Annotated in this window: 13 protein-coding genes; 1 reads left to right on the top strand and 12 read right to left on the bottom strand. The window is 51.5% G+C overall.

Annotated elements, in window-relative coordinates; translation table 11 throughout:
* Positions 1-2: 2 nt before the first annotated feature.
* From murG to mraZ, 10 genes are read right to left on the bottom strand one after another with little or no spacing between them, the layout of a single operon-like run.
* Positions 3-1,094: an undecaprenyldiphospho-muramoylpentapeptide beta-N-acetylglucosaminyltransferase gene (murG, locus tag JYB87_RS01675; protein WP_207355199.1), complete on the bottom strand. Its 1,092-nt coding sequence runs from the start codon at positions 1,092-1,094 to the stop codon at positions 3-5.
* On the bottom strand, positions 1,094-2,308 hold the full coding sequence (gene ftsW, locus JYB87_RS01670) for a cell division protein FtsW (RefSeq protein ID WP_207355198.1): 1,215 nt from the start codon (positions 2,306-2,308) through the stop codon (positions 1,094-1,096). The genes murG and ftsW overlap by 1 nt, the downstream gene beginning before the upstream one ends.
* Positions 2,298-3,617: a UDP-N-acetylmuramoyl-L-alanine--D-glutamate ligase gene (murD, locus tag JYB87_RS01665; RefSeq protein WP_207355197.1), complete on the bottom strand. Its 1,320-nt coding sequence runs from the start codon at positions 3,615-3,617 to the stop codon at positions 2,298-2,300. Before murD ends, ftsW begins: the two co-directional genes overlap by 11 nt.
* A 4-nt stretch (positions 3,618-3,621) precedes the next feature.
* Positions 3,622-4,704 carry a phospho-N-acetylmuramoyl-pentapeptide-transferase gene (gene mraY / locus JYB87_RS01660; protein WP_207355196.1) on the bottom strand — a complete coding sequence of 361 codons (1,083 nt, stop codon included), beginning with the start codon at positions 4,702-4,704 and terminating at the stop codon, positions 3,622-3,624.
* Positions 4,705-6,078 carry a UDP-N-acetylmuramoyl-tripeptide--D-alanyl-D-alanine ligase gene (locus JYB87_RS01655; RefSeq protein ID WP_207355195.1) on the bottom strand — a complete coding sequence of 458 codons (1,374 nt, stop codon included), beginning with the start codon at positions 6,076-6,078 and terminating at the stop codon, positions 4,705-4,707.
* On the bottom strand, positions 6,075-7,541 hold the full coding sequence (gene murE, locus JYB87_RS01650; protein ID WP_207355194.1) for a UDP-N-acetylmuramoyl-L-alanyl-D-glutamate--2,6-diaminopimelate ligase: 1,467 nt from the start codon (positions 7,539-7,541) through the stop codon (positions 6,075-6,077). Before murE ends, JYB87_RS01655 begins: the two co-directional genes overlap by 4 nt.
* On the bottom strand, positions 7,538-9,274 hold the full coding sequence (locus JYB87_RS01645) for a penicillin-binding transpeptidase domain-containing protein (RefSeq protein ID WP_207355193.1): 1,737 nt from the start codon (positions 9,272-9,274) through the stop codon (positions 7,538-7,540). The genes murE and JYB87_RS01645 overlap by 4 nt, the downstream gene beginning before the upstream one ends.
* Entirely contained in the window at positions 9,271-9,585 is a 315-nt protein-coding gene (gene ftsL, locus JYB87_RS01640) for a cell division protein FtsL (protein WP_207355192.1), read from the bottom strand. The genes JYB87_RS01645 and ftsL overlap by 4 nt, the downstream gene beginning before the upstream one ends.
* A 6-nt stretch (positions 9,586-9,591) precedes the next feature.
* Positions 9,592-10,533 (bottom strand): 16S rRNA (cytosine(1402)-N(4))-methyltransferase RsmH, encoded by a 942-nt coding sequence (gene rsmH / locus JYB87_RS01635; RefSeq protein WP_207355191.1) that lies wholly within the window; start codon positions 10,531-10,533, stop codon positions 9,592-9,594.
* Positions 10,534-10,560: 27 nt separating this feature from the next.
* On the bottom strand, positions 10,561-11,019 hold the full coding sequence (gene mraZ / locus JYB87_RS01630; RefSeq protein ID WP_207355190.1) for a division/cell wall cluster transcriptional repressor MraZ: 459 nt from the start codon (positions 11,017-11,019) through the stop codon (positions 10,561-10,563).
* Between the two features lie 422 nt (positions 11,020-11,441).
* Here mraZ and JYB87_RS01625 point away from each other — a divergent pair, with 422 nt between their 5' ends.
* Positions 11,442-11,732 (top strand): hypothetical protein, encoded by a 291-nt coding sequence (locus JYB87_RS01625; protein WP_207355189.1) that lies wholly within the window; start codon positions 11,442-11,444, stop codon positions 11,730-11,732.
* A gap of 90 nt (positions 11,733-11,822) precedes the next feature.
* Here the strand turns inward: JYB87_RS01625 and JYB87_RS01620 are convergent, their stop codons facing one another.
* Together JYB87_RS01620 and leuD are read right to left on the bottom strand one after the other, a co-directional pair.
* Positions 11,823-13,175 carry an outer membrane protein transport protein gene (locus tag JYB87_RS01620; protein WP_207355188.1) on the bottom strand — a complete coding sequence of 451 codons (1,353 nt, stop codon included), beginning with the start codon at positions 13,173-13,175 and terminating at the stop codon, positions 11,823-11,825.
* Positions 13,176-13,715: 540 nt separating this feature from the next.
* Positions 13,716-14,321 carry a 3-isopropylmalate dehydratase small subunit gene (leuD, locus tag JYB87_RS01615; RefSeq protein ID WP_207355187.1) on the bottom strand — a complete coding sequence of 202 codons (606 nt, stop codon included), beginning with the start codon at positions 14,319-14,321 and terminating at the stop codon, positions 13,716-13,718.

The raw sequence follows: 14,321 nt of genomic DNA, 5'->3' as shown, positions 1-14,321 counted from the left end.
CCTTACTCTGCCAGCTGCTGACACACAGCAGCTACTCTGGCAGTTGCATTTGTTATTGCGACATTTTTCGCGTTCTGTCCCATTCGCATCAGCAACTGGCGATCTTCTGCCATGGCAAGAAGTTGCTGCGAAAGTGACGCGACTGTCATCTCTGTTTGCGGTAACAAGCGACCAGCATCGGCATTGACTAATACCATGGCATTGCGCGTTTGATGATCATCCACCGCCGACGGCAGCGGCACCAAAATCGATGGCAAGCCCACGGTCGCTAACTCAGACACAGTTAACGCACCGGCGCGGCACACCACCACATCCGCCCAGCGATAAGCAGCTTCCATATCATCAATAAAATCAGCCACTTTAACTCGGTCTTCTTGACCAAATTGCTGATAAGCCGCCAATAGACCCGCTTGATTCCCTTTACCCGCTTGATGCCAAACCGTTACTGAACATTGACGACTCAACTGCGCCACCGTTTCTGGCATCACCTCATTAAACACCCTTGCGCCAAGGCTGCCGCCCACCACTAACACCTTTAGTGCCTCTGAGGCTGATGAACTGCGAGGCTGCTCGCCCAAGCTCACTAATTCTTGCCGGATCGGATTACCGACCACCTCTGCATCAACATCGGTGAAGGTGTTTGCAAAGGCGCACAAGGTGCGACTTGCGATTTTTGACAACAGTTTGTTGGTTAACCCTGGAATCGCGTTTTGCTCATGTAATACCAACGGAATACCCATCATCTTGGCGGCAAAACCACCTGGAGCACTGGCGTAACCGCCCATACCCATGACTACATCGGGCTTAAATTCGCGGATCACCGCCCGCGCTTGCCATACGGCGCGTAGCAATTTCATTGGCGCGGCCAATTTACGCAGCAAGCCGTTACCGCGCACACCTTTGATATCGATAAACGCTATATCAAACCCATGTTGCGGCACTAAACGCGCCTCCATGCGGTCTGCGGTGCCGAGCCACTTTACCTGCCAGCCCTGCTGTGCCAGATAACGCGCGACGGCTAACGCTGGAAATACATGACCGCCGGTGCCACCGGCCATCACTAAAATGCGTTTACCTTGTTCGCAGCTCACCATTACTTGCTTCTCCCTTGCACCGCCTGAATTTGGCTCAGACGTCGCTCATGGTCGATTCTTATCAACACCATGGCCGCTGCGGTCATAACCCATAAACTACTGCCACCGTAACTGATAAACGGTAACGTCAACCCTTTGGTAGGCATCATGCCGATACTGGCGCCGACATTCACCACGGTTTGAAAGCAGATCCAAATACCGATGCCATATGCCAGATAACCTTCAAACGGCAGATCCATCTCTACACATTTGTGGCCTAACTTCAGTGCCCGGATCGCCACAAACAGCAGCACTGCCAACACGGCCAAGATGCCAACAAAGCCCAACTCTTCACCAATCACCGCAAAGATAAAGTCAGTGTGCGCTTCCGGCAGATATTCCAATTTCTGAATACTGTTGCCCAAGCCCTGACCAAACCAATCGCCGCGACCATAAGCCATCAAGGATTGCGTCAACTGATAGCCGCTGCCAAACGGATCTTCCCACGGGTCCAAAAATGAGGTGACCCGCCGCATACGATATGGCTCTAACGCCACCAGCGCGACAAACGCAGTACAACCAAGAACCATCAGCAAGGTAAAATCTTTAATGCGAGCGCCAGCCAAAAACAGCAGCCCCACCGTGGTCACAAACAACACAATGACCGAGCCCAAATCCGGCTGCAGAATGATCAACAAGGCATAGAAAATGAACACCATGATCGGCTTTAAAAAGCCTTTCATATGTTCACGCACCTCTTGATGACGCCGCACCAGATAACCCGCCATGTACACGGTAAACACGAATTTCGAGAGCTCAGCCACCTGAATCCGGATCGGGCCAATCGTCAACCAACGCCGCGCACCATTGACTGTGGTGCCAACAATCAACACCGCAATCAACATAAAACCCACGCCCAGTAACAACCACGGGCTCAATTGCTGCCAGCGCTCCATACTGACGCGCAGCACCACTGCCGCAATCAGCACACACCCCGCCAAATAGGCCAGATGGCGCCAAACAAAATAGAACGGATTTTGGGTGAGCGTCTGTGCCTCTGGCATCGACGCTGACATCACCATTACAAACCCAAATGCAATCAATGAGATAATCGCAAACAGCAATTGCCGGTCATACAACTGCATGCCCGGTGCTTCGCGTTCATGAAACCAATCAGCCCAAGGCCAGCGAACACCGCCAGCAAACAGGCTGAGTTGCTTCTCATTACTGCTCATCCAACGCCTCCACTCGGGCGCAGAAGTCATCGCCGCGAGCCATAAAGTTCGGATACATGTCTAAGCTGGCACAGGCAGGCGATAACAACACGATGTCGCCCGAGTTAGCCAATTCCGCGGCTTTTGCCACCGCTTCCGCCATATTGGCCACCTTAATTGCGCCCTTTTTCTGCGCAGCAATTTTGTCACCGTCGCGGCCAAGGGTGATCAAGGTGCTCACGCCAGCAAGTGCATCTTCCAGCTGTGAAAAATCTGCGCCTTTGCCGTCACCACCCGCAATCAAAATGATGTCACCGAGGTAGTCGCTGAAGCCATTCAACGCGGCCAAGGTAGAGCCGACATTGGTGGCTTTTGAGTCATTCACCCAACGCACACCATTTTTCGACGACACCAGTTCGCAGCGATGACGTAAGCCAGTAAAGCTCTTGGCCACATTTGCCATCGCCACCTTATCAACGCCTGCGGCATCGGCGAGCGCCATTGCAGCTAACACGTTGGCGTGGTTATGACTGCCGAGCAGCGCGATATCAGCAATATTCATAATCTCGCTGCTACCGTGCACCACTTTGCCGTCGGTAATGCCCCAGTCGTCACCGTCTGGATTCCCCAAACCAAAGCTGACAATGTTCATTGGCGATAACGGTGCTGTCTGTTCGTCATCGCGGTTAAAGACTGCGAGTCGGGTTTGGTCATACAGATGCAGTTTGGCGCGACGATAGGCTTCCAAATCGCTGTAGCGATCCATATGGTCTTCGCTGATGTTTAAGCAGGTTGCTGCGATGCAGTTCAGGCTATGGGTGGTTTCCAATTGGAAGCTCGACAACTCCAGCACGTAAAAGTTGGCATTCTGTTCAAGCAATTCCAACGCAGGCACGCCCAAGTTTCCACCAATCGCCACATTCATGCCGGCTTCTTTGAGCATTTCGCCCACCAGCGTGGTCACCGTTGACTTACCGTTGGAGCCCGTAATTGCCAGTACGCAGGGCGCACGATGAGCAATGGCACGCGCAAACAGCTCAACGTCGCCGATCACTTCAATATCCATGTCGAGCGCGACCCGCACCTCTGGGGTATCCATCGGAATACCTGGGCTGATGATGATCTGCTCGGCTTGCACTAAGGCGCGACAATCAAAACCGCCGACGCGGCATTCCAACTGGGGAAACTCGCGCTTGATATCGGCTAAGCCCGGTGGATTACGACGACTGTCCATCACCAACGGAGTAATACCTTGTGATACCAAATAACGCACCACCGACTTACCGGTCGCGCCGAGGCCCATCACAATATGCGAGTAACGTTGCGTCATAGCCCTACCTCAGTTTCAGGGTTGCTAAACCAAGCAACACCAAAAACAGCGAAATAATCCAGAAACGCACAATCACCCGTGGCTCTGGCCAACCTTTTAATTCGTAATGATGGTGAATCGGCGCCATGCGGAAAATCCGCTGACCGCGCAATTTGTAGGAACCGACCTGCAAAATCACCGACACGGTTTCCATCACAAACACGCCGCCCATAATCACCAACAAAATTTCTTGCCGCACTAATACAGCAATCGTGCCTAATGCGGCACCGAGCGACAGCGAACCTACATCGCCCATAAATACTTGCGCTGGATAGGTGTTGAACCACAAAAAGCCCAACCCGGCGCCCACAATCGCGGTACAGACAATTACCAGTTCACTGGCCCCCGGCAGATGCGGAATATTCAGGTATTGCGCAAACTGCACATGGCCTGACAGATAGGCAATCAAGGCAAACGCCGCAGCAACCATTACGGTTGGGGTAATGGCCAAACCGTCTAAACCGTCGGTCAGGTTCACCGCGTTACTTGAGCCCACCACAGTAAAGTACGCCAACACCATGAAAAACACGCCTAACTGCGGCATCACGTCTTTGAAAAACGGCACCACCAGCACAGTTTCACCCGGTGCGGAGGCGGTGTAATACAGGTAAACCGCCACAGCTAATGCTGACACCGATTGCCAAAAATACTTCCAACGCGCCACCAAGCCTTTCGGGTCCTTACGGATCACCTTGCGGTAATCATCCATAAACCCAATCAAGCCGAAGGCGCCTAATACGAACAACATCACCCACACATAGCGGTTATCGAGATCGCCCCACAGCAGCACGCTCAAGAAGATGCCGGCAAGTATCAGCAAGCCACCCATGGTTGGGGTGCCACGCTTACTAAAATGTGATTCGGGACCATCGTTACGCACCACCTGACCAATCTGCAGCAACTGCAGTTTTCGGATCAGTTTTGGCCCCCACCACAGCGAAAAGCTAAGTGCAGTCAACAGCCCTAAAATGGCTCTGAAAGTGACATAAGAAAACACGTTAAACCCGGTATAAAACTGGGTTAAATATTCCGCCAGATAAACCAGCATCTACACAAACTCCCCGCGCCCTTGGGCGGCTATCAAGGCCTCAACCACTCGCTCCATCCGCGAACTACGAGAACCTTTTACCAATACAGTCACCATCCCGGTTTGCTGCTTGATATCTGTTATTAATTTATTCACCAGTTGCTCAATATCTTGCTGATGCTCTGAGCCGAATCCTTCACTGGTGTTTTGGGTTAAGTCACCGCAACAATAAAGTGCCGATAAGCCTGCCTGTTTTGCCTGCTCACCCAATTCGCGGTGCAAAAGCGCGGCATTGTCGCCTAATTCCCCAAGGTCGCCCAGTACCAAGGCACGAAATCCTGATAATTCTTTTAGCCAGTTTATGGCCACCGTCACAGATGCAGGGTTGGCGTTGTAACTGTCATCCACCAACAACACCCGACCGAACTGATATGGCACCATGCGGCCCTTCACTGGCTTCATCGCTTCCAGTCCGGTTTTGATCAGATCCAACGGCACATTCAGCGCAATACAGATCGACGCGGCGGCTAAGGCATTGTTGACCTGATGCCGTCCCGCTAATGGCAACTTAATTTCAAGCTGTTGATATTTGTAGTTGAGAACAAACTGGTAATGACCACCGGCGTCATGGGTTAGCTGCGTTGCCATCACATCGGCGTCAGTTTCGCTCGAGAATGCGAGTTGCCGATGCCCAGCTGAGGCTTGGCGCATTAAATCGGCATAGCGGTCATCGGCATTGATGATCGCGGTACCATCGGCGCTAAGGTGGTTAAATATTTCCGACTTGGCCTTAGCCACGCCCGCTTCGGAACCAAAGCCAGCTAAATGCGCACTGCCCACGTTGTTGACCAACGCAACCTGTGGCCGCACGATGTCAGAGGTGTAATCAATTTCACCGGGATGATTGGCGCCCAGCTCAAACACCGCATATTCGTGCGAAAGCTTTAACCGTAATGCGGTAAGCGGCACGCCAATGTCATTATTGAGGTTGCCAGCGGTGTAAAGCACTGAAAATTGCCGTGATAAAATCGATGCCACCATCTCTTTGACACTGGTTTTACCATTTGAACCAGTCAATGCCACACAATGCGGCGCCACGCGGTCACGCACCAATTTGCCAAGCTTACCCAGTGCTTGGTGAGTATCGGCCACCACTAATTGCGGTACTGAAACACGCATTTCTTGGTGCACCAACACCGCCATCGCACCATTGTCGATTGCGTCTTGCACATAATCATGGCCATCAAAACGCTCGCCTTTTAAGGCGATAAATAAACTGCCATCGGCATTGCGGCTGTCGGTGGTGACGCGGTTAACACCTATATTGAGCGCTAATGAAGGCAACAACCGCGCACCGAGGGCGATAGCGATCTCAGCTAGGGTTAACGCAATCATTGTTGGCCTCCACAGAGCTGCTGCGCCACCGCGCGCTCATCGTAATGACGGCGTTTGCCGTTAATTTCTTGATATGTTTCATGTCCCTTGCCTGCCAGCAGAATAAGATCCCCTGGCTTCGCTAATGCGACAACTTGTTTAATCGCCAACTCACGATCCACCTCAAATAAGGCATCTTCGGAATGAACCAGCCCCGCACGAATGTCAGCCAAAATCGCTGCAGGATCTTCACTGCGGGCGTTATCGCTGGTCACCATGATGCGGTCTGCCAACTGTTCGGCAATTGCGCCCATCTGTGGTCGTTTGCCTTTATCGCGATCGCCGCCACAGCCAAACAGACACCACAGCGTTCCGTTGCAATGGCTACGCGCCGCGTGCAATGCTTTGTCGAGTCCGTCTGGGGTGTGAGCGTAATCCACCACAATCGAGTAGCCTTGCGGTGCGGTAAAGCACTCCATCCGCCCTGCCACAGGTTGTAACTTAGGCGCCAGCGCCAATAGGGTTTCCATTGCATACCCCATGGCGTAAAGGGTCGACAGCGCCGCCAGTAGATTCGACAAGTTAAACTCGCCGAGCAGAACACTGTGCAATTCGCCTTTGCCTTCAGGCCATTCAATTTGGGCGGTGATGCCGGCGTGATGATACTGCGCTGAATGGGCACGAATGTGCGCGCGCGCATCATTTTGTAAAGAAAATCCTAAGCCGATTTGGCTCAGTTCGTTAAACCACTGCGAGCCCACCGCATCATCTAAATTAATCACCGCGCGCTTGACCGATGGAAACGCCATTAAGCGACGCTTCGCTGCGGCATAGGCTTCCATACTGTGGTGAAAATCTAAGTGATCACGGCTGAGGTTAGTGAATACGGCAATCTCATAAGGCACGGCATCTACCCGGCCTTGTACCAAGCCATGGCTAGACACTTCCATCGCACAGACGTCGATCTGCTGCTGTGCCATATCCGCTAATTGCGCTATCACTGTCACCGCATCGGCAGTGGTATTGCCGGTATCGACTAATTGATGCAAACGACCATTGCCGATAGTGCCCATGACCGCCGCTTGTTGGCCAAGTAGTTCCACCCACTGCGCAATCAACTGAGTTACCGAGGTTTTGCCGTTCGTGCCAGTCACACCCACCACGCGAGTGTGCCAACCGTTTGGTTGATAAAACTGTGCCGCCAGCGCTGACAACTGACGATTCAATTGGAAAAAATCGATGATGAGGCCGTTATCGTGATGCACCGTGCCATGTTCGCTCGGCACATCGGTGTGACGTATTACTGCGGCAGCACCGTTCGCCAGAGCTGCAGCAATAAACTCGCGGCCATCAACACGATAGCCGGGAACCGCTAAAAATAAGCCGCCGTTACTGACTTTGCGGCTATCAAGCGTTGGCGCGCCCACCGCTTCGTTGCCCGCATAATGAAACCAAGGCGCTAATAGATCTTTTAGCAGCATCATTGCTGACCTCCCGGCGTACCGGCCAACTGCACCAGCTCGCGCGTGCTGGCGGGTTCAACGTTGAGCATCTGCAATGCGCCGGACATCACTTTGCCAAACACTGGGCCAGAAACGTCACCGCCGTAGTAGTGATCGCCTTTCGGTTCATTGACGACCACGACTAAGGCCAAACGTGGGTCATTAGCTGGGGCTACACCGGCAAACAATGCAACGTAATCATCACCATAGCCACCGGCAACCGCTTTACGACTTGTGCCCGATTTACCAGCCACAGGATAACCATCGATGTGCGCTTTTGTACCGGTACCGCCTTCTTCAGTAACGCCCACCAGCATTTTCAGCACGTCTTTGGCAACTGCTTCAGACAACACTCGGGTACCTTCTGGCGCTTGCTTGAGCTTGAAGATCGAGGTTGGATACACGATGCCACCACTGCCCAGCGCAGCGTACATGCGCGCCAATTGCAACGGAGTGGCAGTCAAGCCATAACCGAAAGCTAACGTAGCCCGTTCAAAATCAGACCAACGATGGCGCTCAGGCACCAAACCTGGGCTTTCGCCAGTCATGTTAATTCCGGTGTAATTGCCTAATCCCAACGATTGATAGGTGCCCAGCAACTGCTGAATGGGCATTTCCAAAGCCAGCTTACTAATCCCCATATTGGACGATTTTTTCAAAATCATCGCCAAGGTCATGTCGCCGTAATTGCGAGAATCACGCACTTGCTGACCGCCAATTCTCATCCAGCCCGGAGAGGTATCCACTCTATCATCCGGTTTTACGATGCCCGCTTGTAATGCAGCGGCCACCACAAAGGGTTTCACGGTTGACCCTGGTTCATACGCGTCTACCAAGGCACGGTTACGCATGCGGTAGCTTTGTAGCTGTTCACGGGAGTTAGGGTTATAAGATGGGGTATTGGCCATCGCCAACACTTCACCGGTACGCACATCTATCATCACTAGCGAAGCCGATGTGGCTTGATACATCTCAGTTGCGCGCTTCAATTCACGATAAGCCAATTGTTGAATACGTTGATCGATGCTCAATACTAGATCGTTCGGGCTTTCGCCCTCCTGAATGATATCGAGCGCCTCAACCACGCTGCCATCGCGAGATTTACGCACTTTTTGCTTGGACGGGGTTCCGGTTAACCAGCTGTCGTAGGTGTTCTCTAACCCTTCAATGCCGACATCATCGATATTAGTGATACCCACCAATTGCGCGGTGATCTCACCGGTTGGGTAATAGCGGCGCGATTCCGCTTTCAAATAGATGCCCGGCAGCTTCAACTGGCTAATGTAGTTGGCCACCTCTGGGGTAATTTGACGCTTGAGATAGGTGAACCGCTTTTTGGGGTTGTCGCGCACACGCGCCAACAAATCTTCCATTGGCTCGTGCAGTACGTCTGCTAACGCTTGCCAACGGCGCATATCTTTAAAACCGTCTTCATCGAACACAACTTTAGGGTCGGCATACACCGCGCGCACCGGCACACTCACCGCCAACATTTCACCGTTACGGTCAGTGATCAAGCCACGCTGAACTTCATTGGAGGTCGTCCGTAGGGTGCGCATATCGCTTTCGTGGCGCAGACGGCCAGGCTCAATCACTTGAATATAGGCAGCACGCGCTACCAGTGAACCAAAAACCACAAACACGACAAAAACCACCAGCTTGAGTCGCCAGTGAATAGGTTCAGGTTTGGTAATCCTTTTCGCCTGCTTTTTCATGGCAGTCTCACTATAACCTCTTTGCCGGGTTCGGGACGTTCCATATCCAAGTCCTTTGTTGCCACGCGCGTCACGCGGCTATGTTCTGCAAGTGATTGTTCTTCAAGTAATAAATTTCGCCATTCGATATCTAGCCTATCGCGTTCTTGTTGTAAATTATTCAGTTGGCTGGTTTGCGAACGGCTAATATGGCTGGTGTATACCACCGCCACCGCATTCATCATCACGGCAAAACCAATCAAAAACATCCACTTGTGATGCCAGATATCCAGAATCACAATACGGGTTAGGCTTAATTGCTTAGCCGCCATCGACGGCTATTCCTCGAGTCTTTCCGCTACACGTAACACTGAGCTGCGTGCTCGAGGGTTTTGTGTAAGCTCCTGCTCCGATGGCTTTGTCGCCTTGCCAATCGGCTGCAATTTACGATTACGATTAAGCTGCTCTTCTGTCACAGGCAAACCGTAAGGCACTTCTTCTGCTTGGCTAAACTTGCGGATAAAACGCTTCACCAAACGATCTTCTAATGAATGAAAACTAATCACCGACAAACGACCGCGTGGAGCCAGCACACTCACTGCGCCTTCAAGCGCTTGGTTAATCTGCTCTAATTCGCTGTTGATATAGATACGAATGGCCTGAAACACCCTCGTCGCAGGATGTTTATTGCGCTCTTTATTTTTGGTGATGCGTTCAATCAACGAGGCCAGATCTTTGGTGCGCAGGAATGGCGTTTTTTCACGATCGGCAGCGATACAACGGGCAATATGGCGCGCATTTTTTTCTTCGCCGTAGGTTTTGAACACCCACGCCATGTCTTCTACTTCAGCGCGGGCAATCCACTCAGCGGCGGTTTCGCCTTTGCTGTTGTCCATGCGCATATCCAGCGGCCCGTCGCGCAAAAAGCTAAAGCCGCGTTCGGCATCATCCAGCTGGGGCGATGACACGCCTAAATCCAGCAACACGCCGTCAATTTTGCCGCTGAGTCCCATCTGCTCGATATAGTCCGCCAGTTGACCAAAGCCACCGTGTACAATGCTGAAACGCGGGTCGTCAGCCAGCGCTTTTGCAGCTTCAATGGCTTGTGGATCGCGATCGATCGCGATCAATCGCCCATGTTCACCAAGACGTGCCAATACCTGACGCGAATGACCGCCACGGCCAAAGGTGCCATCGACATAGATGCCATCGGGACGAATATTTAATCCTTCTACGGCTTCATTCAGTAAAACCGACAGGTGCGCAAAATTTTCGCTCATGTGTCTCTTCTTTTAACTTAGTGTCTTTTAAAGCGAAAAATCAGCCAGACGTTCGCTGGCTGTAATGCCTTCTTCTTGGATAAGCGCTAAGCTGGCATCCAGCTGTTGTTGCCACAGTTGCTCATCCCACAATTCAAACTTATTCAGCTGACCGACTAACATCAGCTTTTTATCTAATTCTGCATACTTACGTAGCGGCGGCGTCAGCAAAATACGACCATTACTGTCTAGCTCGCACTCTTGTGCATAACCCAACATCAACCGTTTTAACGCACGCTCATGGGGCTGCATATCAGACAGCTTTTGCAATTTTGCCGCAATCACCAGCCACTCATGAATGGGATAGATCAGCAGGCATTTCGCCTGAATATCCACTGTCACCACCAGCTTGCCGTCACTATCGGCGCGCAACAGATCGCGGTATCGCATTGGCATAGCGATCCGGCCTTTGGCATCCAAGTTGAGGGCACTGGCTCCGGAAAACATCCGGTTCTCCTATCTTTGACAGTAGATCCACATTGATCCACAAATTCCCACGAATGCTAAGTGTAGGGACAGTCAATAAAGCTTGTCAAGCGATCGGATCTCGTTTAAATCCAGACGCCAAGCGGGTTAGCGGCGTGTTACAGGAAAGTAGACCAACGTCAAAAAAGTGGAGATTTGTGGAAATTTGTCACTATATATCAGCCCCATAAGGCTTAGGGATAAGCAGACAAGTGTGCGGCATTCGCGTCAAAGTGGTATTCGCTGCCCCATATTGGCAAATTTTGGCGCATTTCCGGTGAGTCGCCGTGCACACACAAGTGCCAACATGATTAAAGTTTGTACAATTTTTGCCGTTAAAGAGTAAGTAACAGGGTCTAACATAATAACAAGCGGGTGTAACGGCACAGATTAAGGGACGAACTATGGGATTAGAAACCATTTATGCGATGCAAGCATTACCGCCGCCAAATCGCTATCGAAATGACAAAGGGGTTAAACAGGTCAGCGAAACGGCTGAAGCGGCGCCGGAGCATCAGGACGAACAGAAAGCAATTACCCCACAGGTGCAAGATCGGCGTCATCGTATTGATCGTCGCAAACAGCAGCAAGCGTTTGCCCGCGAACGTCGTCAAACAGATCGGCGTCAACCAGACACCGATGAGCAGCAACATGATTCGGTAGCGGCAGGCGCGATTGTGGATGTCACGGTCTGATCCTCTGGCCTCAGCTAACCGTTACGCTATGCCACCAACACAAAGAAGCCCCGCATTGCGAGGCTTCTGTCGTTATCAACTCAATCAGCATTACATCTTGTAAGTGAACTGCAATCCTGCTAACCACACATGGCCAACTGATTCGCCTTGGTAAGTCACTTGCGCCAGATTCAGTAATGATTGGGTTTCATCGATTGGCGAATCGCCATGCGCCTTGATGTAGGTAACGCCTAAATCTAAGGTCATCGCATCGCTAAGCGCGTAACCAGCACCCAAGCTGAACCACAAGCGGTCACTGTCAGGAATGGTGATGGTGCGGTTTTCATCAGCCACGGCGGTTTTATCCAACGCAACCCCAGCACGTAGCGTCAGCGCTTTGCTGGCTTGATAAGTGCCACCGACGGAATAACGCCAGTTATCCTTGAAGTGTTCTTCTTTGACTAAGTCAGCATCAACACCTGACAAGGGTTTCTCTTCATGTGGGAAGTACACCGTCAGTTCGTCAAATGCGCTCCAATCAGTCCAGTTGATGCTGGCTTGCAGCGCAAAATCATCGGTCAGTTGATGGTAAGAGGCCAATTCAGCAAAGGCTGGCAACTCCAACGGAATATAACCTCGTACGGTTGCTGAACCACCGGTGTACATCACGCCACGCGCCTTACCGTCTAAGTCCAGTTTCACTGAACTGCTATAGGCCAAACCAATACGGTTTTTCGCATCGATTTGCCAGCTCGCGCCTGCACGCCAGCCAATACCAAAATCATCCCCTTCGAGGTGCTTCAGCTCTGTGCCTGCGGCCGGCAGTTGCGCAGCAATGGCGGCGGGTACCGTTGGAATAGCTTTAACGTTGTCCAGCCATGCCGGTGTGGTTGCGCCAATCTCACCTTCGCCGTAAACAAAACGCATGCCGCCGCCCACTGTGACGTGGCGATCAATTTTGTAGGCGATGTTGGTATTGAGCTCAACGGTCGTTACCGATGTCTTGTTGCCAAAAATAGCAGATGCATGACTGGCGGGCAGTTCGGTCTCTAAACCGTAGTTTGAGTTAAGCGCCAAACCCCAGGTCCAGCGGTCGTTAAGTTGGCTGGAGTAATAGAAATTAGGTACTGCGGCATTGTTGGCCACATCATCAACGCTGCCATCGACTACGATCGTCTGTGGCAGCAGCGGTGAATTGATCGAAAGTGTTCCGGGAGTGTCCACCTCTGGCATCACATACACCGCGCCGACGGAGACTTGGCGTCCCTTCAAGTAGCTCAACATGGCCGGGTTACGCGCTTGCACTGATGGATTTTCAGCACTCGCAGCTTCGCCTGCAAAGGCACGACCAAGACCGGTGGCTGATGATTCAGCCAATTGGAAACCAGCAGCTTGTACCGGTAACTGCACGCCCATCCCCAATAGCGCTGCAGATAACAGTGTCAGTTTGAATTTCTGAGTCATTGTTGTTCTCTAATTGTGAGTTTAAAAACGATGTACGACGTGATGTTTTTCTTTTTCTGGCAAGCGAGTTTACTTTTGCTACATATCTTTGCAAGTAAAAACTCTAAATAACAAAGATAGATAACACATTGAAAATATGGATTTATTTTCTCACAAGCTGATACAAAACAGGTTACATTCGTGAGACAGAACTCGGGCTAACGCAACCCACCAATTAGAGTAAAAACTTAAATTACTAAGCGATTCATAGAGTTAAAAATTTAGCTATAGCGAACATATGTTCGCCTAAACTGCATCTTTGCAATGCGGGTTGGGGGCGAGAATAGCTCACAATACTGCCGCAAATAGGTTCAACACCGGCGCACATAAGCTAAGCAAAAAATGAGTGTAGATAATAAAGATGAGTAAAAATGAGCTGCATTTAGCAAGGCATATAACCAGCATTTAGCGAATAGCGAATTAACAGCTTCACTCGCCAAACGGTCAAAAAAATAGAGGCGCCGCAGCGCCCCTATCTCAGCAAATCATTATCGACGGCGCTTAGCCACGCCACGCTGGAATAGTCTGCTCGTACTGGCTGATTTCAGCATCATGTGCCAAGGTCAGACCAATCGCGTCTAAACCGTTCAGCAGTTTATGACGGGCGGATTCTGCCAGTGTGAACGGAAACTCAGCGCCCGATGGTGATACCACTTTGCACTGTTCCAAATCCACGGTTATCTGCGCGCCTTCGCTGGCACTCACTTCCACAAACAACTGCTCAACCTGATCTGCTGGCAACTTCACTGGCAGCAGGCCGTTGTTGATCGAGTTGCCATAAAAGATGTCAGCAAAGCTTGGGGCGATGATTGTGCGTAGGCCGTAATCGGCCAGTGCCCACGGCGCGTGTTCACGGCTCGAGCCACAACCAAAGTTTTCCCGCGCCAGCAAAATGGTCGCGCCTTGGTAGCGTGGTTGGTTCATCACGAATGCGGGGTTGGCTTGCTCACCCGCATCATCGAGATAGCGCCAGTCGTGAAACAGATGCACGCCAAAGCCATCTTTGGTCACTTTGGACAAAAACTGCTTCGGAATGATCTGGTCGGTGTCGACGTTAGCGTTGTCCAGCGGCACAGCAAGCCCTTGATGTACAGTAAATGCCTGCAT

It is taken from the genome of Shewanella avicenniae, from assembly GCF_017354945.1.
Taxonomy (GTDB): Bacteria; Pseudomonadota; Gammaproteobacteria; order Enterobacterales; family Shewanellaceae; genus Shewanella; species Shewanella avicenniae.
The sequence above is the reverse complement of the archived record's forward strand: the minus strand, read 5'-3'. Positions and strand labels throughout refer to the sequence as shown.

What these genes read in the sequence shown, in the direction of transcription:
- murG (WP_207355199.1), bottom strand. Translation starts at nt 1,094, where the DNA reads ATGGTGAGCTGCGAACAAGGTAAACGCATTTTAGTGATGGCCGGTGGC.
- ftsW (WP_207355198.1), bottom strand. Translation starts at nt 2,308, where the DNA reads ATGAGCAGTAATGAGAAGCAACTCAGCCTGTTTGCTGGCGGTGTTCGC.
- murD (WP_207355197.1), bottom strand. Translation starts at nt 3,617, where the DNA reads ATGACGCAACGTTACTCGCATATTGTGATGGGCCTCGGCGCGACCGGT.
- mraY (WP_207355196.1), bottom strand. Translation starts at nt 4,704, where the DNA reads ATGCTGGTTTATCTGGCGGAATATTTAACCCAGTTTTATACCGGGTTT.
- JYB87_RS01655 (WP_207355195.1), bottom strand. Translation starts at nt 6,078, where the DNA reads ATGATTGCGTTAACCCTAGCTGAGATCGCTATCGCCCTCGGTGCGCGG.
- murE (WP_207355194.1), bottom strand. Translation starts at nt 7,541, where the DNA reads ATGATGCTGCTAAAAGATCTATTAGCGCCTTGGTTTCATTATGCGGGC.
- JYB87_RS01645 (WP_207355193.1), bottom strand. Translation starts at nt 9,274, where the DNA reads ATGAAAAAGCAGGCGAAAAGGATTACCAAACCTGAACCTATTCACTGG.
- ftsL (WP_207355192.1), bottom strand. Translation starts at nt 9,585, where the DNA reads ATGGCGGCTAAGCAATTAAGCCTAACCCGTATTGTGATTCTGGATATC.
- rsmH (WP_207355191.1), bottom strand. Translation starts at nt 10,533, where the DNA reads ATGAGCGAAAATTTTGCGCACCTGTCGGTTTTACTGAATGAAGCCGTA.
- mraZ (WP_207355190.1), bottom strand. Translation starts at nt 11,019, where the DNA reads ATGTTTTCCGGAGCCAGTGCCCTCAACTTGGATGCCAAAGGCCGGATC.
- JYB87_RS01625 (WP_207355189.1), top strand. Translation starts at nt 11,442, where the DNA reads ATGGGATTAGAAACCATTTATGCGATGCAAGCATTACCGCCGCCAAAT.
- JYB87_RS01620 (WP_207355188.1), bottom strand. Translation starts at nt 13,175, where the DNA reads ATGACTCAGAAATTCAAACTGACACTGTTATCTGCAGCGCTATTGGGG.
- leuD (WP_207355187.1), bottom strand. Translation starts at nt 14,321, where the DNA reads ATGCAGGCATTTACTGTACATCAAGGGCTTGCTGTGCCGCTGGACAAC.